The 26,134-nt window shown below is 70.2% G+C and carries 21 protein-coding genes and 6 pseudogenes; 4 read left to right on the top strand and 23 right to left on the bottom strand.

Going from position 1 to position 26,134, the window contains the following annotated elements:
* Nucleotides 1-36: 36 nt before the first annotated feature.
* The 13 genes and pseudogenes from carB to aroC all read right to left on the bottom strand — a co-directional run bounded on the left by carB (nt 37) and on the right by aroC (nt 13,052).
* A complete protein-coding gene (gene carB / locus ACRRRO_RS17610; protein ID WP_424796148.1) occupies nt 37-3,399 on the bottom strand; it encodes a carbamoyl-phosphate synthase large subunit in 3,363 nt (1,120 codons plus the stop codon).
* Complete coding sequence (carA, locus tag ACRRRO_RS17605; RefSeq protein ID WP_434080654.1) at nt 3,399-4,625, bottom strand: glutamine-hydrolyzing carbamoyl-phosphate synthase small subunit; 1,227 nt, start codon at nt 4,623-4,625, stop codon at nt 3,399-3,401. The genes carB and carA overlap by 1 nt, the downstream gene beginning before the upstream one ends.
* On the bottom strand, nt 4,606-5,928 hold the full coding sequence (locus ACRRRO_RS17600) for a dihydroorotase (protein ID WP_434080653.1): 1,323 nt from the start codon (nt 5,926-5,928) through the stop codon (nt 4,606-4,608). The genes carA and ACRRRO_RS17600 overlap by 20 nt, the downstream gene beginning before the upstream one ends.
* Before the next feature lie 4 nt (nt 5,929-5,932).
* A pseudogene (locus tag ACRRRO_RS17595) lies at nt 5,933-6,924 on the bottom strand (aspartate carbamoyltransferase catalytic subunit).
* The gene (pyrR, locus tag ACRRRO_RS17590) at nt 6,921-7,481 is read right to left on the bottom strand and encodes a bifunctional pyr operon transcriptional regulator/uracil phosphoribosyltransferase PyrR (RefSeq protein WP_424785970.1); all 561 of its coding nucleotides are present in this window, start codon (nt 7,479-7,481) and stop codon (nt 6,921-6,923) included. Before pyrR ends, ACRRRO_RS17595 begins: the two are co-directional and overlap by 4 nt.
* Nucleotides 7,482-7,600: 119 nt before the next feature.
* On the bottom strand, nt 7,601-8,074 hold the full coding sequence (gene nusB / locus ACRRRO_RS17585) for a transcription antitermination factor NusB (RefSeq protein ID WP_424796144.1): 474 nt from the start codon (nt 8,072-8,074) through the stop codon (nt 7,601-7,603).
* A gap of 1 nt (nt 8,075) precedes the next feature.
* Nucleotides 8,076-8,638, bottom strand: a pseudogene (gene efp, locus ACRRRO_RS17580) (elongation factor P).
* A 34-nt stretch (nt 8,639-8,672) separates the two neighbouring features.
* Entirely contained in the window at nt 8,673-9,134 is a 462-nt protein-coding gene (locus ACRRRO_RS17575; protein WP_424796142.1) for a hypothetical protein, read from the bottom strand.
* Nucleotides 9,131-9,760 carry a hypothetical protein gene (locus ACRRRO_RS17570; RefSeq protein ID WP_424796141.1) on the bottom strand — a complete coding sequence of 210 codons (630 nt, stop codon included), beginning with the start codon at nt 9,758-9,760 and terminating at the stop codon, nt 9,131-9,133. Before ACRRRO_RS17570 ends, ACRRRO_RS17575 begins: the two co-directional genes overlap by 4 nt.
* A gap of 9 nt (nt 9,761-9,769) precedes the next feature.
* On the bottom strand, nt 9,770-10,240 hold the full coding sequence (locus ACRRRO_RS17565; protein ID WP_434080652.1) for a type II 3-dehydroquinate dehydratase: 471 nt from the start codon (nt 10,238-10,240) through the stop codon (nt 9,770-9,772).
* Nucleotides 10,241-10,249: 9 nt separating this feature from the next.
* Nucleotides 10,250-11,341, bottom strand: a pseudogene (gene aroB / locus ACRRRO_RS17560) (3-dehydroquinate synthase).
* Entirely contained in the window at nt 11,338-11,841 is a 504-nt protein-coding gene (locus tag ACRRRO_RS17555; protein ID WP_424796138.1) for a shikimate kinase, read from the bottom strand. The pseudogene aroB and the gene ACRRRO_RS17555 overlap by 4 nt, the downstream one beginning before the upstream one ends.
* The gene (gene aroC, locus ACRRRO_RS17550; RefSeq protein ID WP_424796137.1) at nt 11,838-13,052 is read right to left on the bottom strand and encodes a chorismate synthase; all 1,215 of its coding nucleotides are present in this window, start codon (nt 13,050-13,052) and stop codon (nt 11,838-11,840) included. Before aroC ends, ACRRRO_RS17555 begins: the two co-directional genes overlap by 4 nt.
* A 125-nt stretch (nt 13,053-13,177) precedes the next feature.
* On the opposite strand from aroC, the gene ACRRRO_RS17545 reads away from it, so the two are divergent.
* Complete coding sequence (locus ACRRRO_RS17545) at nt 13,178-15,040, top strand: DUF294 nucleotidyltransferase-like domain-containing protein (RefSeq protein ID WP_424796136.1); 1,863 nt, start codon at nt 13,178-13,180, stop codon at nt 15,038-15,040.
* 3 nt (nt 15,041-15,043) lie between these two features.
* The gene (locus ACRRRO_RS17540; RefSeq protein ID WP_424796135.1) at nt 15,044-15,730 is read left to right on the top strand and encodes an exonuclease domain-containing protein; all 687 of its coding nucleotides are present in this window, start codon (nt 15,044-15,046) and stop codon (nt 15,728-15,730) included.
* 44 nt (nt 15,731-15,774) lie between these two features.
* Here the strand turns inward: ACRRRO_RS17540 and ACRRRO_RS17535 are convergent, their stop codons facing one another.
* From ACRRRO_RS17535 to rpsD, 9 genes and pseudogenes are all read right to left on the bottom strand, one after another.
* Complete coding sequence (locus ACRRRO_RS17535; protein ID WP_424796134.1) at nt 15,775-16,419, bottom strand: prepilin peptidase; 645 nt, start codon at nt 16,417-16,419, stop codon at nt 15,775-15,777.
* Nucleotides 16,419-16,544: a hypothetical protein gene (locus ACRRRO_RS17530; RefSeq protein ID WP_434080651.1), complete on the bottom strand. Its 126-nt coding sequence runs from the start codon at nt 16,542-16,544 to the stop codon at nt 16,419-16,421. The genes ACRRRO_RS17535 and ACRRRO_RS17530 overlap by 1 nt, the downstream gene beginning before the upstream one ends.
* The gene (locus tag ACRRRO_RS17525) at nt 16,526-17,272 is read right to left on the bottom strand and encodes a shikimate dehydrogenase (protein ID WP_434080650.1); all 747 of its coding nucleotides are present in this window, start codon (nt 17,270-17,272) and stop codon (nt 16,526-16,528) included. The genes ACRRRO_RS17530 and ACRRRO_RS17525 overlap by 19 nt, the downstream gene beginning before the upstream one ends.
* 3 nt (nt 17,273-17,275) lie before the next feature.
* Nucleotides 17,276-18,460 (bottom strand): endolytic transglycosylase MltG, encoded by a 1,185-nt coding sequence (gene mltG, locus ACRRRO_RS17520; RefSeq protein WP_424796132.1) that lies wholly within the window; start codon nt 18,458-18,460, stop codon nt 17,276-17,278.
* Nucleotides 18,457-18,978, bottom strand: a complete 522-nt coding sequence (ruvX, locus tag ACRRRO_RS17515) for a Holliday junction resolvase RuvX (protein ID WP_424796131.1) — start codon at nt 18,976-18,978, stop codon at nt 18,457-18,459. The genes mltG and ruvX overlap by 4 nt, the downstream gene beginning before the upstream one ends.
* Nucleotides 18,971-21,689 (bottom strand): annotated as a pseudogene (gene alaS / locus ACRRRO_RS17510) (alanine--tRNA ligase). Before alaS ends, ruvX begins: the two are co-directional and overlap by 8 nt.
* 53 nt (nt 21,690-21,742) lie before the next feature.
* Nucleotides 21,743-22,063, bottom strand: coding sequence for a hypothetical protein (locus tag ACRRRO_RS17505; RefSeq protein ID WP_424791069.1), 321 nt, complete (start codon nt 22,061-22,063; stop codon nt 21,743-21,745).
* The gene (locus tag ACRRRO_RS17500; RefSeq protein WP_424785987.1) at nt 22,060-22,413 is read right to left on the bottom strand and encodes a DUF948 domain-containing protein; all 354 of its coding nucleotides are present in this window, start codon (nt 22,411-22,413) and stop codon (nt 22,060-22,062) included. The genes ACRRRO_RS17505 and ACRRRO_RS17500 overlap by 4 nt, the downstream gene beginning before the upstream one ends.
* Nucleotides 22,414-22,536: 123 nt before the next feature.
* A pseudogene (rpsD, locus tag ACRRRO_RS17495) lies at nt 22,537-23,162 on the bottom strand (30S ribosomal protein S4).
* A 181-nt stretch (nt 23,163-23,343) separates the two neighbouring features.
* On the opposite strand from rpsD, the pseudogene ACRRRO_RS17490 reads away from it, so the two are divergent.
* Nucleotides 23,344-24,078: pseudogene (locus tag ACRRRO_RS17490) on the top strand (MFS transporter); the annotation flags it as partial.
* Between the two features lie 23 nt (nt 24,079-24,101).
* Nucleotides 24,102-24,644 (top strand): MFS transporter, encoded by a 543-nt coding sequence (locus tag ACRRRO_RS17485; RefSeq protein ID WP_434080649.1) that lies wholly within the window; start codon nt 24,102-24,104, stop codon nt 24,642-24,644.
* Nucleotides 24,645-24,702: 58 nt separating this feature from the next.
* Here ACRRRO_RS17485 and ACRRRO_RS17480 read toward each other — a convergent pair whose 3' ends face one another.
* Nucleotides 24,703-26,070 (bottom strand): replication-associated recombination protein A, encoded by a 1,368-nt coding sequence (locus ACRRRO_RS17480; RefSeq protein WP_424796128.1) that lies wholly within the window; start codon nt 26,068-26,070, stop codon nt 24,703-24,705.
* Between the last annotated feature and the right edge of the window lie 64 nt (nt 26,071-26,134).

The raw sequence follows: 26,134 nt of genomic DNA, 5'->3' as shown, positions 1-26,134 counted from the left end.
TGCTTCCCGGAGCCGGCGCCGCGGCGGAGTCCGCGCTCACGGCCCGACCCGGTCGACTTGGGCGTAGGTCTGCAGGGACCGCACCTCATACGGGCCGCGCCGGCGGGCCTCGATGCCCTGTACGGCGGCGCTGAGTTGCTGGGTGGTGGTGACGATGGCCTTATCCGCCGCGGTGGTCGCGGCACGGATGTCATACCCGTCGGCGCGGGCTCGCCGGGAGCCGGGTGTGTTCACCACCATGTCCACGCCGCCGGCGTTGATCAGGTCCACGATGGTGCCCTCACCGCCCGGGCCCGGGCCGTCGGAGGCCTTGCGCACCACGGTGCACGGAATCCCGTTGCGCAGCAGCACGCTGGCGGTGCCGCTGGTGGCCAGGATCGTGAAGCCGAGTTCGACCAGCCGGCTGACCGGCAGCACCAGGGAGCGCTTGTCCCGGTCCGCCACGGAGACGAACACGGTGCCGCTCTCCGGCAGCCCACCGAAAGCGGCCGACTGGGACTTGGCGAAGGCCAACGGGAAGTCCACGTCGAAGCCCATCACCTCACCGGTGGAGCGCATCTCCGGCCCGAGCACGGTGTCGACCACCCTGCCCTGGGCGGTGCGGAACCGCTTGAACGGTAACACCGCCTCCTTCACCGCGATCGGTGCATGCACACCGGTGGCCGCCGCGTCCTGTTGGGGCAACAGGCCGTCGGCGCGCAACTGCGCGATCGTGGTGCCCGACATCACCAGTGCCGCGGCCTTGGCGAGTGGAACGCCGGTGGCCTTCGACACGAACGGAACGGTCCTGGAGGCACGCGGGTTGGCCTCCAGCACGTAGAGCACGTCCGCGGACAGGGCGAACTGGATGTTCAACAGCCCCCGTACCCCGACCCCGGCCGCGATGGCCTCGGTAGAGGTGCGGATCCGTTGCACCATCGAGTCCGAGAGCGTGATCGGGGGGAGCACGCAGGATGAGTCTCCGGAATGGATCCCGGCCTCCTCGATGTGCTCCATCACCCCGCCCAGGAACAACTCCTCGCCGTCGTAGATGGCGTCGACGTCGACCTCGATGGCCTGGTCCAGGAACCGGTCCACCAGGACCGGGGCCGGCAGCGCGGCGTATTCAGCGTGCTCCCCGTGCACACCGGTGGCGCGGGAGAGGTAGTCCCCGAGCTGCGCCTCGTCGTAGACGATCTCCATGCCGCGTCCCCCCAGCACGTAGGAGGGCCGCACCAGCACCGGGTAGCCGATCCGGTCGGCCACCTCCCTGGCCTGGTTGAGGGAGATCGCGGTCCCGAACGCGGGCGCGGGCAGTCCGGCCGAGACCAGCACCTGGCCGAACTGGCCGCGGTCCTCGGCGGCGTCGATCGCAGCCGGAGGGGTGCCCCAGATCGGCAGGCCGGCGGCCTCCAGGTCCGCCGCCAACGACAACGGGGTCTGCCCACCGAGTTGGACGATCACCCCGGCAACCTCGCCCACCGCGCACTCGGCGCGATAGACCTCCAGCACGTCCTCGAGAGTGAGGGGCTCGAAGTAGAGCCGGTCCGCGGTGTCGTAGTCGGTGGAGACGGTCTCGGGGTTGCAGTTGATCATCACCGTCTCGTACTGCTCTTGCAGCGCGAGTGCGGCGTGCACGCAGGAGTAGTCGAACTCGATCCCCTGCCCGATCCGGTTCGGTCCCGATCCCAGGATCAGCACGGCGGGACGGTCCCGCGGTACCACCTCGGTCTCGGACTCGTAGGTCGAGTAGTGGTAGGGAGTGCGCGCCGCGAACTCCGCCGCACAGGTGTCCACCGTCTTGTACACCGGGTGCAGGTCGAAGGCGTTGCGCAACTCCCGCACCGTCGCGGCACTCAGGCCGCGGATCGCGCCGATCTGGACGTCGGAGAACCCGTGCCGTTTGGCTCGGGCGAGCACGTCACGGTCCAGGCGCTGGGACCCGGCGAGCTCTTCGGCCACCTCCTGCAGCAGGACCAGCTGGTCCAGGAACCACGGGTCGATCGCGGTCGCCTCGACGATCGCTTCCACGGTGGCGCCTCCGCGCAGCGCCTGCTGCACCTGCATCAGGCGGTCCGGGGTCGGGGTGGACATCGCCTCGAGCAACTCGGCCGTGGCGTCCGCGTCCGGTGCGGGACCGGAGTAGTCGAAGGCGATCTCCGGGGCATCGATCGAACGCAACCCCTTCTGCAGGGCCTCGGTGAAGTTGCGTCCCAGCGCCATCGCCTCCCCCACCGACTTCATGGTGGTGGTCAGCAGCGGATCGGCGGCGGGGAACTTCTCGAAGGCGAACCGGGGCACCTTGACAGCCACGTAGTCCAGCGTGGGTTCGAACGCCGCGGTCGTGCTCGGGGGCCTGCCTTCCCGTGCCGACCCAGGCGGCAGCGCTCCTCCGGGTGAGGTGATGTCGTTCGGGATCTCGTCCAGGGTGTACCCGGTGGCCAGTTTCGCGGCGATCTTGGCGATCGGGAAACCGGTGGCCTTGGAGGCCAGCGCGGAGGAGCGCGACACCCGCGGGTTCATCTCGATCACCACGACCCGGCCGGTGCGCGGGTGCACGGCGAACTGGATGTTGCAGCCGCCGGTGTCCACACCGACCTCGCGGATCACCGCGATGCCCACGTCCCGCAGTTTCTGGTACTCCCGGTCGGTCAGCGTCATCGCCGGCGCCACGGTCACCGAGTCACCGGTGTGCACCCCCACCGGGTCGACGTTCTCGATCGAGCAGACCACGACCACGTTGTCCGCGGAGTCGCGCATCAGTTCGAGCTCGTACTCCTTCCACCCCAGGATCGACTCCTCCAGGAGCACCTCAGTGGTAGGCGAGTAGTGCAGGCCCGTGCCGGCGATCTGGCGCAACTGCTCCTCGTCGAAGGCGATGCCCGAGCCGAGCCCGCCCATCGTGAAGGAGGGGCGCACGACGACCGGGTAGCCCAGGTCCTCAACCGCCGCGACAGCCTCCTCCAGGGTGTGCACGATGGTGGACCTGGCGCTCTCGGCACCACAGCGCTCCACCACCTCCTTGAACGCCTCACGGTCCTCGGCCAGGTGGATCGAGGCGGTATTGACCCCGATCATCTCCACGCCGTACTCCGCCAGCACCCCGGCCTCGTCCAGGGCGATCGCGGTGTTGAGCGCGGTCTGTCCGCCCAGTGTGGGCAGTACCGCGTCCGGCCGCTCCTTGGCGATGATGGAGGCGACCACCTCGGGGGTGATCGGTTCGACGTAGGTCGCGTCGGCAAACTCGGGATCGGTCATGATCGTGGCCGGGTTGGAGTTGACCAGGATCACGCGCAGGCCCTCCTCGCGCAGTACCCGGCAGGCCTGGGTCCCGGAGTAGTCGAATTCGGCGGCCTGGCCGATCACGATCGGCCCGGAGCCGATCACCAGCACGCTGGAGATGTCGGTGCGACGGGGCATCAGGTGTCCTCACCGGCGGACATGGCCGCCGTCTCGGGGGCGATCATCGCCACGAACCGGTCGAACAGGTAGGCCGCCTCGTGCGGTCCGGCGGCGGCCTCGGGGTGGTACTGCACGGAGAAGGCGGGAATGTCCAGGCACTGCAGGCCCTCGACCACACCGTCGGTCAGGGAGACGTGCGAGACCCGGACCCGGCCGTAGCGGCCGCCGTCATACGGGGAGTTCGAGGGCTCACCCACCGGAACGTCGACGGCGAAGCCGTGATTATGGGTGGTGATCTCCACCTTCCCGGTCAGGACATCCCGGACCGGTTGGTTCAGTCCACGGTGCCCGTAGTCGAGCTTGAAGGTGTCATAGCCCAGGGCGCGGCCCAGCAACTGGTTGCCGAAGCAGATGCCGAAGAAGCCGATGCCGGCCTCCAGCACACCGCGGAGCAGGTCCACCTGCGCGTCGGCAGCGGCAGGGTCACCGGGACCGTTGGAGAAGAACACCCCGTCCGGGCGGTGCTCCAGGATCTCGTCGAGGGTGGTGGACGCGGGTACCACGTGCACCCGCAGCCCCCGCTCGGTCAGTCGCTGCGCCGTCATCGCCTTGATGCCCAGGTCCACCGCGACCACGGTGCCGCGCACCGGGGTTCCTTCGGGTGGTTCCACGGTATAGGCCCGGGAGGTGCTGACCTCCTCGGACAGGCTCTGCCCGGCCATCGGCCGGATGGCCCGGACCCGCTCGACGAGTGCGGCCACACCCTGGGCCCCGGGGACGGTGGGCAGGTCGGACCCGGAGAAGATACCGGCGCGCATCACGCCGAGTTCGCGCAGGTGCCGGGTCAGGGCCCGGGTGTCGATCTCGGCAATGGCCACCACACCCTGCTCGCGCAGTTCATCCTCGAGTTCGGCGTCGGCCCGCCAGCTGGAGGCCCGCGGGGCCGGGTCGCGCACCACGAATCCGCTCACCCAGATCCGCTGGGACTCCGGGTCCTCGCTGTTCATGCCCGTGTTGCCCACGTGCGGGGCGGTCATCATCACGATCTGACGGTGGTACGAGGGGTCGGTGAGCGTCTCCTGGTAGCCCGTCATCCCGGTGGCGAACACGATCTCTCCCAGGGCGGTGCCCCGGGCTCCGTAGGCCCGCCCGCGGGCGGTGGTGCCGTCCTCCAGCACCAGGAGTGCCTCGCGCGCTCGCCGTAGGCCGGGTCGATCGGGTTGCTCATGAGGTCCTCCGGTCATCCTGCGGCTGCCCGTCCAGGACGGTGGGCCGTCCGCGGAAGAACGTGGCCACCACCGCCGCGGGAAGGGTCTGTCCCGCATAGGGGCTGTTCGGGCTGGCGGTGGCCTGGGTCAGCGGGTCCACCACGGTGCGTGCGCCCGGGTCGATCAGGGTCAGGTTCGCCGGAGCGCCGGCCACCAGATCCTGGCCCTGCCCGGTGACCCCGCCGATCCGCGCCGGGGCGCTGGAGAGTACCCGGGCGATATCGGACCAACCGAAATCGTGCTCGCCGGAGGTGATCATCGCCTCGGCCACCACGCTCACGGCCGTTTCCAGGCCGGTCATCCCGAAGGCGGCCGCGGCGAACTCGCAGTCCTTGTCCTCCACCGTGTGCGGCGCGTGGTCGGTCGCGACGATGTCGATGGTGCCGTCCGCCAGGCCCGCGCGCACCGCGGCGACGTCCTCGGGCGTCCGGAGCGGCGGGTTCACCTTGTACGCAGGGTCGTAGTCGGTGAGCAGGTCATCGGTGAGCAGCAGGTGGTGCGGAGTGACCTCGGCGCTCACCGCGATGCCGCGGGCCTTGGCCCAGCGCACGATATCGACCGACCCGGCCGTGGACAGATGGCAGATGTGCACCCGGGAGCCGACATGCTCGGCGAGCAGCACGTCGCGGGCGATGATCGCCTCCTCGGCGACAGCCGGCCAGCCGGTCAGGCCCAGCCGGGAGGAGACCCGCCCCTCGTGCATCACCGCGTCCTGGGTGAGCCGGGGCTCCTGGGCGTGCTGAGCGATCACGCCGTCGAAGGCTTTGACGTACTCCAGTGCCCGGCGCATCAGCACCGGGTCGGACACGCACTTTCCGTCGTCGGAGAAGACCCGCACCGCAGCCGCCGAGTCGGCCATCGCGCCGAGTTCGGCCAGTTGTGTCCCGGCCAGACCGACCGTGACCGCGCCCACCGGTCGTACCTGAGCCCAGCCGGCCGCATCGCCCAGGTGCAGCACCTGCTCGACCACGCCGGCGGTATCGGCCACGGGATCGGTGTTGGCCATCGCGTGCACGCAGGTGAAGCCTCCGGCCGCGGCGGCCCTGGTCCCGGAGGCCACCGTCTCGGCGTCCTCCCGGCCCGGCTCCCGAAGGTGGGTGTGCAGGTCCACCAGCCCGGGCAGGGCGATCAGGCCACGAGCATCGACCACCTGCGTGCTGCCGCCGGCGGCCGTTCCGGCCTCGGCGCCGACGGCGGCGATGGCACCCTCGGTCAGAAACAGATCCGTGGGCTCACCCCCCACGAGCGCGGCACCACGCACCAGGTAACTGTTCGGCATCGACTCAGGACTCCTCTAGCGAGACTTCGGTTCGGTCGGACGGATCGGCGCCGGCGAGCAGCAGGAAGAGCACTGCCATCCGCACCGCGACACCGCCGGTGACCTGTTCCACGATCGTCGAACGCGGTGAGTCCGCGGCCGCGGCGCTGATCTCCAGGCCCCTGTTCATCGGTCCGGGGTGCATGATGATCGCGTGCTCGGGCAGGGCGTTCACCCGGGTGGCGTCCAGGCCGTAACGCCGCGCGTACTCCATCGGAGAAGGGAAGAAACCTCCCCCGGCGCTGGACATCCGCTCCCGCTGCACGCGCAGCGTCATGATCGCATCGGGTTCGAATTCCGCGATCGCGCCGTCCAGGTCGAACGTGACCTGGCAGGGCCAGGCCCGCACCCCCACCGGGAGCAGCGTGGGCGGCGCCACGAGCAGCACCTGCGCCCCCAGGGTGTGCAGCAGGTCCACGTTGGACCGCGCCACCCGGGAGTGCAGCACATCCCCCACAATCACCACCCGTCGCCCGGCCAGGTCCGCCCCGCGCGGCTGCCCGCCGAGCAGGCGCCGGCGCATCGTGAAAGCGTCGAGCAGGGCCTGCGTGGGATGCTGGTGCGCGCCGTCGCCGGCGTTGAGCACCGGGGCGTCGATCCACCCCCCGCGCGCGCGAGCCGGTGCGGAGCGCCGGAGGCACCGTGCCGGATCACCACCGCGTCGGCACCCATGGCCTGCAGTGTCATCGCGGTGTCCTTGAGCGACTCGCCCTTGGACACCGAGGATCCCTTGGCTGAGAAGTTGATCACGTCAGCGGACAGCCGTTTCGCAGCCGCCTCGAAGGAGATCCGGGTCCGGGTGGAGTCCTCGAAGAACAGGTTCACCACGGTCAGGCCACGTAGCGCCGGCAACTTCTTGATCTGGCGCGACTGGGTCTGGGCCATCGTCTCGGCGGTATCGAGGATACCGATCGCCTCGGCCCGGGACAGGTCGGCGGTGGAGAGCAGATGCCTCATGCCAGTACCACCGCGTCCCGCCCGTCCAGTTCCTCCAGGTGCACGCTCACCCGCTCTGCGCGTGAGGTCGGCAGGTTCTTGCCGATGTAGTCGGCTCGGATGGGCAGCTCCCGGTGGCCGCGGTCCACCAGGACCGCCAGTTGGACCGCACGCGGACGGCCCAGGTCCGAGATCGCGTCCAGGGCCGCGCGTACGGTCCGGCCGGAGTAGAGCACGTCGTCGACCAGCACGACGACGACGTCGTCGATCCCCCGTGCCGGCAGGTGGGTGGGGGTCAGCGCGCGGGTCGGGTTGATGCGCAGATCGTCGCGGTGCATCGTGATGTCCACCGCCCCGACCAACTGCTCGGTGTTCCCGGCCGGGCCGAGGTCGGGTTCGGCCTCCACGATGCGGCGGCCCAGTCGCTGCGCCAGTGGGACACCTCTGGTGGGGATGCCCAGCAGCACCACGTCCGCTGCGCCCTTGTTGCGTTCCAGGATCTCGTGTGCGATCCGGGTCAGTGCCCGGGAGATATCGCCGGGACCGAGAACCTCGGTCCCCGGGCTGCCAGAGTTCATCCGGCGTGCCTCCTTCCCCGCCTCACGGGACGGGCTTAAAGGATCAGTGCCGAGGAACACCCTACCGCCTCGCCGGAGGCGATCACGCCGCCCGGGAGGTGTCCGGACCTCGACCCGTCTCAATCCAGTAGGCTGGAACCCATCTGCGCGATCCGTCCGAGCAACCCGTTGACGAACGCCGGTGACTCATCGGTGGACAGCGACTTGGCCAGCCGCACCGCCTCATCGATCGCGACCGCGTCGGGGACCTCCTCGTGATAGAGGATCTCCCAGCTCGCCAGCCGCAGCACGGCCCGGTCCACGGCCGGCATCCGGGACAGGGTCCAGCCCTGCGAGAAGGTGCTCAGCGCCTCATCGATGCGGTCCACGTGCTCAGCGACGCCTTCGACGATCTGCACCGAGTACTCCGGCAGCGAGGTCTGCGTACCCGGGTGGGCGATTCGGTCCGCCAGGACCTGGACCATCACCGCCCGCACGTCGCCAACCGGGGGTGCGCCCTCTCCGGCTTCCTCGCCGGCGGAACTGCGGATGCGCTGATCGGCCTCGTAGAGCACGTCGAGGGCCCGTTTGCGGGCCTTGCTGCGGGCGCTCACCTCAGCCGCTCACGCGACCGAGGTACTCCCCGCTCCGGGTGTCCACCTTCACCGTGGTGTCGGCGTCCACGAACAGCGGTACCTGGATCTCGTATCCGGTCTGCAGCGTGGCCGGCTTGGTCCCGGCGGAGGAACGGTCGCCCTGCAGGCCGGGCTCGGTATAGGAGATGGTCAGGTTCACCGACGGCGGGAGCTCCACGTACAGCGGGGTCCCGTCGTGCATCGCCACGATGACCTCCTGGCCCTCGACCATGAAGTTCGCGGCATCGCCCACGATCGAGCCCGGTACCGGGAACTGCTCGTAGTCACTGGTGTCCATGAAGACGTAGTCCTCGCCGTCGGCGTACAGGTACTGCATGTCCCGCTTGTCGACGTTGGCGGTCTCCACCTTCACACCGGCATTGAAGGTCTTGGAGACCGTCTTGCCGGAGAGCACGCCCTTGATCTTGGTACGCACGAAGGCCGGTCCCTTTCCGGGCTTGACGTGCTGGAACTCGACCAGGACCACAACTGTCCGTCGATCTTGAGCACCATGCCGTTCTTCAGGTCGTTCGTCGTGGCCACACGTGGTCCTTCGTCGTGGAGGGGAAAGGGCGCCTCAGCCTAACGCGTCCAGGCCCCACAGTGCGCCCAGGCCCACCGCGGCCGCCCAGAGTCCCGAGGCGAGGGTGCCGATGATGAAGCGTTCGGAGACCCCCGTGGCGGTGTTGAGTTCGGGGAAGCGGCCCAGCCCCTTGACCGCGACGACCACGGCGATCGCGGCCGGGTACCCGGCCAGAATGGCTCCGGTGATCGCCAGTCGCTCCAAGATGCCGACCCAGGTGCCCCCGCGCAGCACCTCCTCCGGGCGCATCATCGGTGCACGGCAGGCCCCGGGGTGCGCAGCACCGGCTGCGGCAGGAGGGCCATCGTCAGCAGGGACCTCGGCTTCCCCGTCGACGCGTTCTGCCCGATCGACGCGTTCGGCTCGTCGAAGCACCCAGACCGTCACCGGGTAACCCACCCCGGCCGACGAGCCCAGTGCCGCCAGCACCACCAGTACGGTGAACAGCACCGTCATCGCCCCTCCCCGTGGGTGTCGGCGGACCGGTCCAGTCCGGCCAGCAGGCGTGCGGCGAGTGGGTGCACCGCCTGCTCCTCGCTCCACAGCGCCACCCGCAGCCGCTGCCCGACCGCCTGCGGGGTGATGCCCAGTTCGGTCGCAACCGCCCGCTGACTCCCGGCGCCATCGCGCAGGAGGTCGGCCACCTCCCATCCGGCGTCGCTGCGCCTGCGCACCACCGCTGCGAGAAGCTGCACGAGCGCCTCGACCTCATCGGCGGCCCCCTCATCGACGCCGTCGGCCACCACCGCAAGCGGTACGGTGACCGCCTTGCTGCTGGCCCGCTCCACCGCGGTGCGGGCGCACACGAACGCCGCGCCGGAGGAGGATCGGGCCTCCTCGGCCAGGTCCACCGCACCGATACCGATGCCCACCGCCCAGTCCTGGGCCCGGGTCAGCTCCAGCGCGGAAGCCAGCACCACCGGCGCGGAGTCGAACACCGCCTGGATCTCATCGCCCACCGTCCGCTGGAACGGCAGCACCACGTCCTGGGCCGGGATCGTCCCGGCCATCCGCCTCAGGATCTGCTCGACCTTGTCACCGGTCCTGCTGGAGGCGTCCTGGTCAGCCGTGATCACAAACATGTGAGCAGGCTAGAGGCTTGATTCGATGGAATCAACGTCTTGTCCTTGATCGCTCAACGCATGCAGGGCAAGCCGGTAGGAGTGCGCCCCGAACCCGGCTACGGTGCCCGAGGCCACACCGGCGATGACGCTGGTGTGTCGGAAGACCTCCCGGCTCGCCGGGTTGGACAGGTGCACCTCGATCAACCGCCCGCCGGCGTCGGTGACCTGTTTGGCCGCGTCGCGCAGCGCATAGGAGTAGTGCGTGAAGGCGGCCGGGTTGATGACCACGTCGGTGCCGTCATCGGCTGCGGTGTGCAGCAACCGCACCAGTTTGGCCTCGTCATCGCTCTGGTGCCACTGCACGCTCAGGCCGAGCTCCGCGGCCCACCCGGTCACGGCGGAACGGAGGCGCTCGGCGTCCCAGCGCCCGTAGATCTCGGGTTCCCGGGCGCCCAGCCGGGACAGGTTGGGTCCATTCAGGACCAGCACGGTAGCCACCCTCGAATCCTAGGGCGCCACAGCCCCGGAGGTGCTGACCGACTCGAATGCGGCCACGAGTTCCTCCTCATCCGGGCCCTGCAGCCGTACCGGGGCACCGATGCCCTCCAGGATCACGAACCGCAGCACACCACCCCGGGCCTTCTTGTCGCGGCGCATCGCCTCGGCCAGCCGTGTCCAGGGCGCCCCGTCGTAGTGGATCGGAAGCCCGAGACTCGTCAGGACCCGACGGTGCCGCTCCAGCACGTCCGCACCAAGATGGCCGGTGCGCCAGGCCAGTTCGGCCGCGAAGACCATCCCCACCGCGACCGCGTCGCCGTGGCGCCACCGGTGACTCAGCGTTCTCGATCGCGTGGGCCAGGGTGTGCCCGTAGTTGAGGATCTCGCGTTGGTCGGCCTCGCGCAGATCGGCGCTGACCACCCGGGCCTTCACCGTGATCGCCCGGTGCACCAGCTCGGTCAGGACCGCACCGGCCGGGTCCAGTGCCGCAGCGGGGTCGGACTCGATCAATTCCAGGATCGCCGGGTCGGCGATGAATCCGCACTTGACCACCTCGGCCATCCCGGCACGCAGGTCCGCCTCGGGCAGGGTGCCCAGCAGGGCGGTGTCGCACAACACCGCCAGCGGTGAGTGAAAGGCGCCCACCAGGTTCTTCCCGGCCGCGGTATTGATCCCGGTCTTGCCTCCCACCGCAGCGTCCACCATCCCCAGCAACGTGCTGGGCAGGTGCACCACCCCCACGCCCCGCAACCAGGACGCGGCGATGAACCCGGCCGCATCGGTGACCGCACCCCCACCCAGGCCGACGACGACGTCGGCGCGGGTGTGAACGCGTGCTCGCCGAGCAGATCCCACGCCCGGGCGATCACCGGTAGTTCCTTGGCGGCCTCGCCGTCCGGCAGTTCCATCGACACCACGCTGCGACCGGTGGCCCGCACCTGGTCGGCCAGGTCGGCGGCGGCGCCGCCGCCCAGTGCCCGGGCGTGCACCAGCAGCACCTGGGCGGCTGCGCCGGGCAGGTGCCCGGGCAGCGCGGTGCGCAACCCGGTTCCCACCTGCACCGGGTAGCGGTGCTCGGCATCGACCCAGATGGTGTTCATCGGTGCTCCAGCACCGCCAGGACCGCGTCGCGGGACTGGGTGGGGCTCAACCCTGCGGTGGAGACCTCCGCGTCGGCCACCTCCATGTAGAGCGGGCGCCGGGCCTGCATCAACTCCTGCCACTGGCGGCGCGGGCTGCCCAGGAGGAGCGGGCGGGCGGTGTTCAGCCCGACCCGTTTGGCCGCATCGGCCAGGCCCACGGACAGGAAGACCACCGTATGCGCAGCCAGATCGGCGCGGGTGCGTTCGTCGAGGATCGCGCCACCGCCCAGGGCCAGCACGCCCTCGTGGGTGGCCAACGCCTCCTGAACCGCGCGGCGTTCCATCTCCCGGAAGGTCTCCTCGCCATCGACGATGAAGATGTCGGAGATGGTCCGCCCGGAGGTCTGTTCCACGATGGCGTCGGTGTCGGCGAACGGAACCTCGAGCACCTCGGCGACCATGCGTCCGATGGTGGACTTTCCCGCGCCCGGCGGGCCGACCAGCACCGCGGCGGTCATCGCAGGTGCTCCGGGATCGTCTGCAGGTAATGCTCGAGGTTGCGGCGGATCTCGGGGAGGGAATCGCCGCCGAACTTCTCCGTCAGCGCCTCGGCCAACACCAGCGCCACCATCGCCTCGGCGATAACCGCCGCGGGCGCAGCGGCGCAGACGTCGCTGCGCTGGTGGATGGCCTTGGCCGCCTCGCTGCTGGTGGTGTCGATGGTGTCCAGCGGGCGAGGCACGGTGGAGATCGGCTTCAGCGCCCCACGGACCCGCAGCACCTCCCCGTTGCTCATCCCGCCCTCGACGCCGCCGGCCCTGTTGGTGCGCCGCCGCACGCGGCCACCAACCCGCTCGATCTCGTCGTGGGCCGCTGAGCCACGCCGTCGCGCGGTGGCGAAACCGTCACCGATCTCCACGCCCTTGAACGCCTGGATGCCCATCAGCGCGCCCGCGAGGCGGGCGTCGAGCTTGCGGTCCCCGTGCACGTAGGAGCCCAGCCCGGGCGGCAGTCCGTAGGCCAGTACCTCCACCACTCCCCCGAGGGTGTCCCCGTCCTTCTTCGCGGCGTCGATCTCGGCCACCATCCTCGCCGAGGTCTCCGGGTCGAAGCACCGGATCGGGTCGGCGTCCAGTGCCGGCACGTCCGCCGGGGTGGGGCGCGCGGCGTCGTCCGGCAGTTCCACCTCACCCACGGCCACCACCTGGGAGACCAGTTCGATCCCGGCGCTCTGCCGCAGCAGGGTTTCGGCCACGGTGGCGAGGGCAACCCGGGTGGCGGTCTCACGCGCTGAGGCCCGCTCGAGCACCGGGCGGGCCTCGTCGAAGCCGTACTTGATCATCCCGGTCAGGTCGGCGTGGCCGGGCCGGGGCCTGGTCAGCGGCCTGTTGCGGGCCACCTCGCGGGCGTCGCCGGTCCCGGCGTCGACCTGCAGCAGCGCCGGATCGACAGGGTCGGCCGCCATCACGTGCTCCCACTTGGGCCACTCGCTGTTACCGATCTCGATCGCCACCGGTCCACCCTGGGTCCGGCCATGGCGCACCCCACCGAGCAGTCGCACCTCATCGGCCTCGAACGACATGCGCGCGCCCCGGCCGTACCCCAGCCGGCGCCGGGCCAGGCGGTCCTGGATCTGCGCGGTAGTCAGTTCCACCCCTGCCGGGATTCCCTCGATCACCCCGACGAGCGCCGGTCCGTGGGACTCGCCTGCGGTCAACCATCTGAGCATCCGTCCATCCTCCCACGCCGGGGCCGGCCCGATCACCCGCCGTCCGCGCTGTGGACCAGGCCGGTACCGGCTTCCCGACGGCACGGCGGATCGCCCCGGCACGATCGATGCGGTTGGATCGGGACATGGACGCCGAACTGGCCGAGATCCGGGACTTCCTGGCCGCACACGAGCCGTACCAGGATCTCCCCCCCGAACTGCTGGACGAACTGCCCCGGTCCCTGGAGGTGGCCTACTTCCGACGCGGAACGGTCGTGGTCGAGCTCGGAGCGGGGAACGATTACGTGCACATCCTGCGCTCCGGGGCCGTGGACATCCTGGACTCCCTGGGTGCCCTGGCCGATCGGGACGAGCCGGGCAGTTCGTTCGGGTTGTCCTCGGTGCTGACCGCCGGTCCCTCGCTCTACCGGATCGTGGCGGTGGAGGACTCGCTGTGCTACCTGCTGCCCGCCCGGGACTTCCGGCGGTTGATGGCGCGATCGGATGCGTTCGCCCAGTTCTTCATGCGCCAGCAGGTTGGCCGGCTGCGCGATACGGTTCCCACCGTCCACGTGCAGGACCCGGGCAGCGCATTGCTGCGGACCCGGATCAGTCAACTCGTGCACCGCGCCCCGGTCACCACCACCCCGACGGCCACCGTTGCCGAGGCCACCGATTTGATGGAGGCAGAAGGGGTCTCCGCGCTCCTGGTCACGGAGAAGCAGGACCTGGTCGGGATCTTCACCGACCGGGACGTGCGCTCGCGGGTGGTGGCCCGTGGCCTGCCGGTCTCCACCGCGGTCTCGACGGTGATGACGCCCGACCCGGTCACGATCCCCTCGGACCGGCTGGCGATGGAGGCGCTGGCGGAGTTGACCCTGCACGGCTTCCATCACCTCCCGGTGATCCACAACGGCGGGCTCCTCGGTGTCATCACCGCCGGGGACCTGATGCGCTTGGCCCGCGACAACCCCACCCTGCTACTGACCGAGATCACGAAGCAGACCTCGACGCGCGCCCTGGCGGCGGTGGTCTCGCGGCTGCCGCAGGTGGTCAGTTCCGCCACGAGTACGCACGCCGCGCCGGGTGATGTGTCGCGGCTGATCACCGCGGTGGCCGACGGCGTCACCCGCCGGTTGCTGCACCTGGCCGAATCCGACCTGGGCCCGCCCCCGATACGGTACTGCTGGGTGGTCCTGGGGTCCCAGGGCCGGATGGAGACCGGGTTGCACTCGGACCAGGACAACGCCCTGGTCCTGGCCCGCAGGCCGGACCGTGCCGAGAGCCGCTACTTCGCCGAACTGGCCGAGCGTGTGGTCGATGGCCTGGAAGCCAGTGGGTACCCGAGGTGCCCGGGCGACATCATGGCCACCAACCCCCGGTTCCGGGTTCCGGTGGACCAGTGGCGCAACTACCTCATTCACTGGATCGGGGATCCGGAGCCGCAGGCCCTGTTGCACGCCCAGATCTTCTTCGACATGCGCCCGGTGTCCGGCGATCGTTCCCTGTTCGAGCCGATCCGACAGGTCGAGCTCGAACGGGCCCCGCAATCCCGGCTCTTCCTGGCCCACCTCGCCCATGCCGCCCAGCGGACCAAGCCACCACTGGGATTCTTCCGCGAGTTCGTCCTGGAGCGCTCGGGGGAGCAGCGTGCCACCTTGGACATCAAGGCCGGCGCACTGGCGCCGATCACCCAGATCGCCCGGCTGTCCGCGCTGGCCTTGGGACGGCGTGCGCTGAGCACCGTGGACCGGTTGCAGGCCGCAGCCGGTACCCGAGTTCTCTCGGCGGACCACGCCGCGGATCTGGTCGATGCCCACGAGTTCGTCACCGCCCTGCGCACCAGGCACCAGGTCGAGCAGCATGCGCGCGGGCAGTCGCTGAACTCCCGGGTGCTGCCCGCGCAGTTGTCCCCGTTCGAACGACGCCACCTCAAGGGTGCCTTCGCCGTGGTGCGGCGCGTCCAGGCCACGCTCCCCTACCTGTACCGCACCGAGATGGTCTCCTAGATCATGGTCACCTGGTTCGCCGACTCCCTGCGTCGCCGCCGGGCCAGGGCCGCACAGGATGCACGCGGTCCCCTGGCGCGTTACTACCGCGAGCCGGCGCCCGCGGACTCCACCCCCGCCGGCGACCTCGCCGTGCTGGCCCTGGATCTGGAGTGCACGAGTCTGGACCTGGACTCCGCCGACATCCTCAGCATCGGTTGGGTGCCGGTGCAGGAGCGGCGCATCCTGCTCGGCCGCGGCCGCCGGGTGGTGGTCAACCCGGGCCGGGAGGTGGGGCCGAACGTGACCGTGCACGGCCTCACCGACGATGTGGTGGCCGCGGGAGCGCCGCTGCCGGAGGCGGTCGAACAGATGCTGCACGCATGCACCGGACGGGTCCTGGTAGCCCACCACGCCACCATCGAGACCACCCTGCTCTCCCGTGCGTGCGAACTGCTCTACGGCGCCCCGTTCGTGCCGCCGGTGATCGACACGCTCGCGCTGCAGCGCCGGATCCTGGGCTGGAACCGGGGCGATCAGGAGAACACGGGCCTGAATCTGGCGGCGGCGCGCGGGCGGTACGGGCTGCCCCGGTACGCCGCCCACGACGCCTTGACCGACGCGATCGCCTGCGCCGAGTTGTTCCTGGCCCAACTCTCCCACTGGGGCACCTCGGGCGGGCCGACGCTGCGGACGCTCAGGCTCCGCTGAGCCGTCGGCTTGCGGGCCGGTGCGCCGTCATGGCCCTTGTCTCCTCATCCGCCGAATACCGCGCCGCCCCAGACCAGGCCCACCACTGACCCGAGGACCATCCATGGTCCGAACGCCACCTGGGTCTTCCGGTCGGCCCGGGCGGTGACCAGCAACACCACGGCGAACAACCCCCCGAGCACGAACGCAGCGATCGTGCCGGTGAGTACCTCCTCCCAGCCGTACCAACCGAGCACCACGCCGAGCAGGCCGGCGAGCTTCACATCCCCCATCCCCATCCCGGAAGGAGAGATCAGCGCGAGCACCAGGTAGCCGGCGGCCAGTGCCGCACCGGCGAGGACGGAACGCCACAGGTCGGAGTAGTCCCCCTCCACGACACCAAGCACCGCGAAACAGCCCAGCGCGATCGGATAGGGCGGAGTGAGGAGGATGTCGGGCAACCGGTGCGCGGCCAGGTCCACCACCACCAGCAGGGAACAGGCCAGTGCCACTGTACCCAGCACGAGAAGCTCCAACACGCTATCAGCCCAGGAGGCCGCCCCGGCACCACCCAGCGTCGCCAACAGCGGGTGCAGCCCGCTGCGCAACCAGACCGACTCGGTCCGGGCCAGGGAGACCAGCCAGGGGGTGAGCGCCATCGCGGTCAGGCCGAACAGCCCGGCCACCCCGACGACCACCACCGGCCCCATCAGGACCGCTCCGCCAGTGCCCGCTCCAACGCAACGCGCATCACCTCGGTCGGGGCGCTGCGTCCGGTCATCAGGCGCACCTGTTCCACGCCCTGGTGCAGCAGCATCAGGTGTCCGCCGGCCACCGGCGCACCCCGCGCGGCCCACGCCCGCCCATCGCGGTCGGCCAGCCCTCGTACACCACGTCCAGCAGCACCTGCCCGGGATGCAGGTCGGCCTCGACGATCAACGGGACCAGGGAGTCTGCTGCGCCCCGGGGTGCGGTACTGACCACCGCGTCGGCGCGCAGCAGCGCCTCGTCGGCCCTGGGTGTGCCCCAGGTGAGCAACGACGGCGACACCCCCATCCGTGCCGCGGCCCGCACCACGGCGCCTGCGCGCCCGGGTGAGCGCACCACCACCGCAGGGGAGGTGATTCCCAGCTGGCCCAGCGCCGCCAACGCTGCACTCGCAGTGGCTCCCCCACCCAGGATCACCCCGGTACGCGGCTGCCACTGTGTGGGCGCCACCTCTGTCAGTGCGGTCACGATGCCGTATACGTCGGTGTTCGTTCCTACCCGGACCCCGCCACCGGGGAACAGCACGGTGTTGACCGCCCCGACCACCTCGGCGAGCGGCTCGATGTGATCCACCGAGCGCAGCGCCACCTGCTTCAGGGGCATCGTCACCGACAGCCCGGCCCAGCTGGGATCGAGCCCGGTAAGGAAAGCGGTGAACCGATCCTCGGTCACGTCGTGCCGCTCATACGTCCAGTGGGTCAGGCCCAGTTCGGCATAGGCGGCCCGGTGCAGCACCGGTGAGAGCGAGTGCGCCACCGGATGGCCGAGCACCGCTGCGCGGCGCGGGTCGGGCATTGCTCAGTCCTCGCCGTCCTCGTCCTCGTCCCCGTCCTGCTGGGCGAGCCACTCCCGGTACAACTCCTGGTTATGCCGGTGCTCGTCGATGTCGTCGGTGAACCGGGTCTCGCCGGTGTTGGGGTTGACGGTGACGAAGTAGCACCAGTCACCCTCCGGCGGGTTCAGCACAGCGTCGATAGCCGGTTCGCCCGGTGCACCGATCGGGGTGGGGGGCAGGCCCGCCACGCGACGGGTGTTGTAGGGGTGGTCCTCCTGCCACTCACTGCGGGTGATCTCCCAGGCCGGCTTGTTCAGACCGTAGGCGTAGGTGGTGTCCATCCCCAGGGTGCCGTCACCGGAGCAGCCGGCCAGGCGGTTCTCGACCACGCGGGCCACTTGGCCCCAGTGCTCCGGGTTGTTCACCTCCAGTTCCAGGATGGAGGCAATGATCAGGGTGTCCTGCCACTCGTCCTCGGGGACCTCCCGCTCCTCCAGCTGGCGCACGGTCAGGTCAACCATCTGCTGCAGCAGTTCCGCCGGCTCGGTGTCGGTCTCCACGGTGTAGGTGGACGCGAACAGCCAACCCTCGATCTCACCCTCGGCCGCATCCGGGAGTTCGGAGGCTGCGAACTCCTCGGCGGCGGCCTCCACATCCTCCAGCGGCACCTCCAGCCGGGCGGCGACACGTTCGTAGATCTGGGTTGCCCGCCAGCCCTCCGGGATGGTCACGGTCAGGTCCGCGCGACTGCCGGGGTCCAGCAGTGCCTGCACCGCATCGACCGCGGCCATCTCCTCGCGCATGGTGTAGGTGCCGGCCTGGATCTGGACGGCCTGGGGGTTGTTGTTGTACGCCTCAGTGAAGGCGCCGACGGTGGCCACCACGTTGGCCTCCACGAGTGTGCGCCCGATGTCGGTGCCAGTGTCGCCGGTGTTCACCACGACCTCGACCTCGCCGGATCCCGGACCGGGGAAGTCGGTCACCTCCGGCTCCTCCGGAGACCCCTGGAACAGGGGGCGGATCAACACGAACGCACCGCCCAACAGCAGCGCGATCGATGCGACCATCACCACGAAGGTAATAGCGTTGCGCCGCCGCTGGGCCCGGCGCTTCGCGGCACGCTCCCGACTGGCCCGGCGGTGCCCGGTGGATGTCTCGGCAGCGGGGGTCTCCTCGGTGCCGAATTGTTCATCGAACAAGTCGGTCACGTCCGCGCCTCCTCATCGACCGGTGGATCCTCACACACCTTAACGACTTCACCGACCTCCCGACCGCCACGCATGGCGTCCAGGGCGCTCTGCAGGATCACAGTGGCCGCGACCTGGTCCACCACCTTGCGGTGTTGCTTCTGACGTCGCCCGGCGCTGTGAAGTTGGGCGTGCGCGGTGACGGTGCTCAACCGCTCGTCGACCAGGCGCACCGGTACGGGGGCGATCGCGGCTGCAACCCGTGCGGCGTACGTCCGGGCATCCCGGGCCGCAGTTCCCTCCCGACCCGACATGTGCAGGGGCAGGCCGACCACGACCTCGATCACCCCGGCCTGGGCGACCTGCTGCGCGATCGCGGCCACGCCGTCGTCGTCCCGGGCCCGTACCAGGGTTCGGTCGGGCGTGGCGAGCAAGCCCTCGGGGTCCGACAACGCCAGGCCCACCCGGACCTTGCCGGCGTCCACGCCGAGACGCACGCCGGTGCGCACCGGGGCCGGATGGTCTGGCGTCTCAGGCATCATCACCGCCCAGATCGCTGATCAGTGCGGACAGTGCGGCGCCTACCGCCCCCGGGTCGGTACCGCCACCCTGGGCGATCTCATCCTTACCGCCGCCACCGCCGCCGAGCACCCGGGCCGCGGTACGCACCAGGGCGCCGGCCTTGACGCCGGCAGCACGGGCCGGCCCCGTGGTGGCCACCACGATGACCGGACGGTCGTTGCTGACCCCGGCCAGCGCCACGACCGCCGGGGTGTCGGCGCCCAGCCGCTCGCGCACGTCGAGGACCAGCGAGCGCAGTGCGTCGGTACCGGAGATCTGTCCGGTGTCGGCGGCGACCACCTGCACCGTACCGACCTTCCGGGCGCGTCCGGCCAGTTCCCCGGCCCCGGCCAGCAACTGGGCCGAACGCATCTTGTCCAGTTCCCGTTCGCTCTCCTTGAGCTTGCCCAGCAGGCCCGAGATCCGCTCGGGCAGCTCCTCCGGCCGTGACCCGACCAATTGCGTGAGCTGGCCCAGCAGCACGCGCTCCTTGGCTCCCTGGGCGTAGGCGCCGTAACCCACCAGGGCATCGACGCGACGGATCCCGGAGCCGATCGAGGACTCCCCGAGCAGGGTCACCTGCCCGACCTCGCCGGAGCGGCGCACGTGGGTGCCTCCGCACAGTTCCTTGGACCAGTCCCCGTCGATGGAGACCACCCGGACCCGGTCGCCGTACTTCTCCCCGAACAGCGCGATGGCCCCCTGGTCGCGCGCCTCGTCCTGGCTCATCACCTCGTCGGTGACGTCCAGGTCCTCGATCAGGCGCAGGTTGACCCGCTCCTCGATCTCGGAGACCACCGAAGCCGGTACTGCCGAGCCGTGCCGGAAGTCGAACCGCATCCGGGACGGGGCGTTCTCGGATCCGGCCTGGGTGGCCTGGGTGCCCAGGAACTCGTGCAGCGCCTTGTGCACCATGTGGGTGGCGGTGTGGGCCTGGGCGATCTGGCGGCGGCGCTCGGTGTCGATCGCGGCCACGCCGGTCTCGTCCAGCGCCAGGGTGCCCTCCAGCAACCGGCCACGGTGCACCGACAGCCCGGTGACCGGGCTCTGCACGTCGGCGACGTCGACGATCGATCCCGCCGCCGGAGAAGTTGATGGTGCCCTGGTCGGCGAGCTGACCGCCGGCCTCGGCGTAGAAGGGGGTACGGTCCAGCACCACCTCCACATCGGCCGGCGCCTGGGCCGAACGCACCGGTTCGCCGTCCACCAGCAGCCCGATCACACGGGCCTCGGCCACAGCGTCGGTGTACCCGAGGAACTGCACCGGTGCATCGAGCCGGCGAGCCAGGTCGGCGTAGGTGGCGACCTCGACCTGGCCGGTCTTCTTCGCCAAGGCATCGGCACGGGCGCGTTGGCGCTGCTGTGCCATCAGGTCGGCGAACCCGGCCTCGTCCACGCGGACACCCTGCTCGGCGGCCATCTCCAAGGTCAGGTCGATCGGGAAACCGTAGGTGTCGTGCAGTGCGAACGCCTGGTCTCCCGACAGTTCCGGGGTTCCCGAGCCGGATTCGGACCGTGCGCGCGACACCGCGGTGTCCAGGATGGTGGTCCCGGTAGTGAGTGTGCGCAGGAAGGCCTCCTCCTCGGCGTAGGCGACCTGACTGATCCGGTCGAAGTCCTGCGCCAATTCGGGGTAGGACGGGCTCATCGCGTCACGCGAGACCGGGAGCAGTTCGGGCAGCGCGGCCGTGTCCACACCGAGCAGCCGTGCGGCCCGCACGGCGCGGCGCACCAGGCGCCGCAGTACGTACCCACGGCCCTCGTTGCCCGGACGGACGCCGTCACCGATGACCATCAGGGCCGAACGCACGTGGTCGGCGATCACCCGCAGCCGCACGTCACTCTCGGGGTCGGCGCCGTAGCGCTTGCCGGAGATCTCCTCCATCCGGGAGATGACCGGGAAGACCTCGTCGATCTCGTACATGTTCTGTTTGCCCTGGAGCAGGTAGGCGATCCGTTCCAGGCCGGCGCCGGTGTCGATGGACTTCTGCTCCAACGTCCCGACCAGCGGGTAGTCCTTGCCGGTGCCCTCCCCCCGGATGAACTCATCGAAGACCAGGTTCCACACCTCGATGTAGCGGTCCTCGCCCTCGGTGCTGCCGGGCCAGACCGCCTGGGCACCACCGGCCGCCTCGGGACCGTACTCGGGGCCGCGGTCGTAATGCCACTCCGCGGTCGGACCGGCCGGCCCGCCGCCCTGTCCGGTGTCCCAGAAACTCTCCTGCTGGGGCAGGCGCACGATGCGGCCCGGGTCCAGGCCCAGACCCTTCGTGAGCACTTCCAAGGACTCGGCGTCCTGGTCCCACAACGTCACCCAGAGACGGTCCGCATCGAACCCGTAACCACCGGACGCGACCGAGCCGGTCAGCAGTTCCCAGGCAAGGTTGATCGCCCCTTCCTTGTGGTAGTCACCGAAGGAGAAGTTGCCGGGCATCTGGAAGAACGTGCCGTGCCGGGTGGTCCGGCCCACGTTCTCGATGTCATTGGTGCGCAGGCACTTCTGAACGCTGGCCACGCGCGGCCAGGGTGCCTTCTGGGTGCCCAGGATGTAGGGAATGAACGGCACCATCCCGGCGATCGTGAACAGGATCGACGGGTCGGGCGAGACCAGCGACGTGCTCGGCACGATCGCGTGGTCACGCTGCCGGAAGAACTCCAGCCAGCGGTTGCGGATCTCGGCGGTACGCATACGTCCTCGATGGGTGCTCTGGTTTGTCGATCGTCAGGGGGGATGGCCCGGCGTCAGAAGAAGGCGTCCTCGTCGTCGTCCCAGCCGCGGGGCTCCTCGGCCCGGGCGGAGCGACGGTGGGCCCGGGCGCGCTCCTGTTCTGCTTCGCTGGGCAGCAGGGCCGCAGACAGGGCCGCCTCGTTCTCGGCCATCGACTCACGCAGGGTGGTGACGGCCTCCTTGAGGTTGCGAGCCATTGAACTCACCGAGTCGGCGATGCCGGCGGGACTGACGGCGTGGGCAACCTCGCCGATCTGGCTGTTCACCTGCTGGACCTTGCGCAGCACCACCACCGAGGCCGCGACTCCCACTCCGATCCAGAAGAGGCGCTTCACGGCGTGCCCTTGCGGCCGAACATGGACCGGACCGCCAGGGAGAACGCGGCCACCTTGACCAGGGGAGCGCCGATGGTGGCGGCCACCAGGGAGGTCAGGGCCGAGACGTTCGTGCTCACCTCCGCGGCCGCGGTCGTGACGGTGTCCACCTTGCTCAACTGACTGTTGGTGGAGCGGATCGTCTCGGCGGTCTCATCGATGACCGGCAGTGTCTGGGTGGTGATGTTCCGGACCGAGAGGCGGGCCTCGTCCAGCACCCGCCCGAGTTTGAGGATCGGCACGGCCAGAAACCCCACCAACGCCACGAACGCCACGGCAGCGATCAGGCCGGCGATGTCTCCTACGGACATGACTCCTCCAATACTCACGATCCGGGCAACTGGTCAGACACTACCCGGGTTATAGACACCGGCGCCCCGGTACACGGCAAGGGCCATGAACCAGGGCGCCGGACAGATCGGGTGCCCGCGGGATCAGCGGGAGTAGTGCTCCACCACCAGTTGCACGTCGGCGGTGACCGGGACCTCGACCCGCTTGGGTCGGCGCACCAGTTCGAAACTGAGCTTCTCCAACTGCACGTCCAGGTAGGCCGGAACCTCGGGCAGCACGTCCCGATGGGCGCCGGCCGCGGCGACCTGGAACGGCACCATGGTCTGGCTGCGGGGCTTGACCTGCACCACCTGACCGGGCTTGACCCGGTAGGAGGGACGGTCCACCACCCTGCCGTCCACCAGGATGTGACGGTGCACCACAGCCTGACGGGCCTGGGCCATGGTGCGGCCGAACCCGGCGCGCAGCACCAGGGCGTCCAGACGCATCTCCAGCAACTCCACCAGGGACTCACCGGTCAGGGCCTGCTCGCGGCGTGCCTCCTCGAAGGCGCGGCGCATCTGAGCCTCACGCAGACCGTACTGGGCGCGCAGACGCTGCTTCTCCTTCAGTCGCACGGCGTAGTCGGACTCGGTCCGGCGGCGAGCGCGCCCGTGCTCACCCGGCGGGTAGGGTCGCTTCTCGAGTACTTGACCGCTTTGGGGGTCAGGGGAATACCCAGGGCCCGGGAGAGCCGGACCTGACGGCGGGTTTGGTTCTTGCTGGCCATGTGTGTTGTGTTCTTCCTGTCGTGTTCTCGTGACGTCACACCCGCGGATCCGCTGGCGGCGCGGGTGTGGGGCCGACTCTGAGCGGAAGGACACCGGCTGTCTCGGCCGGTCGATTCTCGCCGCTGCTGGCTAGGACCCCAGGTGTGCCCGGACTGGGCAACTTCCCTAGTTTAGCGCACCGTGGCACGCCGTTCGATCAGCCTCGGACGTGGTGGTGCTCACCCGGGCCGGCCGGTCGGCCCGGCGGCATCCCCCAGCGCGGGACCCGCCCACGGCCGTGCGATAGTGGCCCGCGTGAGGCAAGCACGGCCGGATCGACTCCCGCTGACCACCACGATCGCCTTCGGCCTGGTGGTCATCTGTGCCTTCGGTTCATGGCTGTACGGGTACGGGGTGCTACTGGAACCGATCCGCGTCGACACCGGGTGGAGCGAGTCGGTGCTGTCATCGGCCTACGGCATCGGCATGCTCGCGGTGGGGCTGGGCACCGTCACCGCCGGCCGGGTGGTGGACACCGTTGGGCCGCGCCCTGTCTTCGTGGTGTCCGCGGCCGGAGTGATCGCCGGCACCGCCCTCGTGGTCACCGCCCACACGCCCCTGGCCTTCGGTGCCGGGGCGGTCCTGACCCAGGGCTTCGTCGGCACTGCCGGCTACTACACCGTGGTGCACGCGACGATCGCCCGGCGGGTCCCGGCCGATCGGACCCGGGCGATCACCGTCAACACCATGTGGGGCGCCTTCGCCAGCCCGGTGTTCCTGCCGCTGCTGGGTTTCGTTGCCCAGGCTTGGGGTTGGCGAACCGCGATGGTGCTGTCCGGGGTGCTGGTCACGGGGAGTTTCCTGTTCGGGGCCGCGGTGAGCCCGTCGGGCACCGGGGTCTCCCGGGGCGAGGCGGGCACACTGCGGGCCGCTCTGCCGAATCGATCCGAGATGAGACGATGCGCCGCCTGCTGTACGTGGCGGTGTGCTCGGGAGTGGCCTCCTCGGTGCTGTTCCTCTACCAGGTCCCGGCGATGGTCTCCGCCGGTCTCGTCCTCGGCCTGGCGTCGGCGTTGGCCGGCCTGCGTGGCTTGTTCCAATTGCTCGGCAGGCTGCCACTGCCGTGGCTGGTGAACCGGTACGGCGCCCGGCAGGTGTTCCAGGTGGGCTTGGCGCTGGTGGGCGTCTCCTCCCTGCTGCTGCTGGTCTCGGGCAATGTGGTGGTGGCCGTGGCCTTCGCCGTCGTCGCCGGTGCCTCCGTCGGTGCCTCCTCGACCCTGGAGAGCATCTACTCGGCCCAGGTGGTGCAGGTGCGCCTGATCGGGTTGTTCCTGGGGTTGTACTCGATGATCTGGGGACTGGGTTCGGCCGTGGGCCCGGTCATCGCCGGGTTCGTGACCGAGGCCACCGGCACCCGGCTGCCGGTGTTCGTCGGTATCGCGATCATCGGGGTGCTGGGCGCGCTGTTCATCCCCCGCGACCCGGGTCGCACGGACCCCTGAGCGGGGCCGGGGCGCACCACCCGGCGGGATCGGTCCCGTTCACCCCGGTGCGATCGGACTAGGTGTCGGGAGCCTCCGGCTCGGTGCGGCCGAGCAAGGTCTCGATCCTCTCCAGGCGCTCGCTGATGGAGCGTTCGTACCCGCGGTCGCTGGGCCGGTAGTACCGCGCACCGCGCAACTCCTCCGGCAGGTACTCCTGGGCGGCGACCGCGTGCGGTTGGTCGTGGGCGTAGACGTAGTCGGCGCCGTGACCCAGGCGCTCCGCGCCGGCGTAGTGGGTGTCGCGCAGGTGCACCGGGACCGAACCGGACCGGCCGGCCCGCACATCGGCCAGCGCGGCGTCGATACTGCGGTAGGAGCGGTTGGACTTCGGGGCGGTGGCCACGTGCACCACCGCCTGGGCCAGGATGATGCGGGCCTCGGGCATCCCGATCATCGCCACCGCCTGAGCGGCGGCGACCGCGGTCTGCAGCGCGCTCGGGTCGGCCATGCCGACCTCCTCACTCGCCGCGATCACGATCCGCCGGGCGATGAAACGCGGATCCTCCCCGGCGTGGACCATCCGGGCGAGGTAGTGCAGCGCGGCATCGACGTCGGAGCCACGCATCGACTTGATCAGTGCCGAGGCCACGTCGTAGTGCTGGTCCCCGGCCCGGTCGTAGGCCACCGCGGCCACGTCGATGGCCCGTTCCACCGCGGACAGGTCGATCTCGGTCTGCCCGCCGGCGCTGGCGGTGCCCGCGGCGGCCTCGAGGATCGTCAGGCCCTTGCGCGCATCCGCACCGGCCAGCCGGCGCAGGTGCGCCCGGGCGTCGGCGGCCAGGCTGAACCGGCCCTTCAGACCACGCTCGTCGGCCAGGGCCCGGGTGAGTAACTCGTCGACGTGCTCGGGGGCGAGTGGGTGCAGGGTGAGCATCAACGACCGGGACAGCAGCGGGGAGATCACCGAGAAGCTCGGGTTCTCGGTGGTGGCCGCCACCAGGGTGACCCACCGGTTCTCCACCGCCGGCAGCAGCGCGTCCTGCTGGGTCTTGGAGAACCGGTGCACCTCGTCGACGAACAACACCGTCTCCACGCTGCCGGCCAGCCGGCGCCGGGAGTCATCGATCACCGCCCGTACGTCCTTGACCCCGGCGGTCACGGCGGAGAGTTCGACGAACCGCCGCCCACCGGCACGTGCCACCAGGTAGGCGATAGTGGTCTTTCCGGTACCGGGCGGACCCCAAAGAATCACCGACGACGGCGGCAGCGAGCCCGCCTCCGACGGCGTCACCAGGCGGTTCAGCGGGGCGCCCGGGGCCAGCAGGTGGTCCTGGCCGAGCACCTCATCGATTCCGGCGGGGCGCATTCGCACCGCCAGCGGTGCCCGGTCATCCACCCGGGGCACCCCGGCCTCATCGGTGCTGACTGAGTCGAACAGGTCCACGACCCAAGCCTAGGCCGCCCCGTGACGGCACCGGTCCCGCGCGCGCCCCGGCCGCCATAGAATC

The sequence above is a fragment of the Sanguibacter sp. Z1732 genome (assembly GCF_051020515.1).
In the GTDB taxonomy this organism is placed as follows: Bacteria; Actinomycetota; Actinomycetes; order Actinomycetales; family Beutenbergiaceae; genus CALKWS01.
Note: the sequence above shows the minus strand (reverse complement) of the source record. Positions and strands in the feature narration are given on the sequence as shown.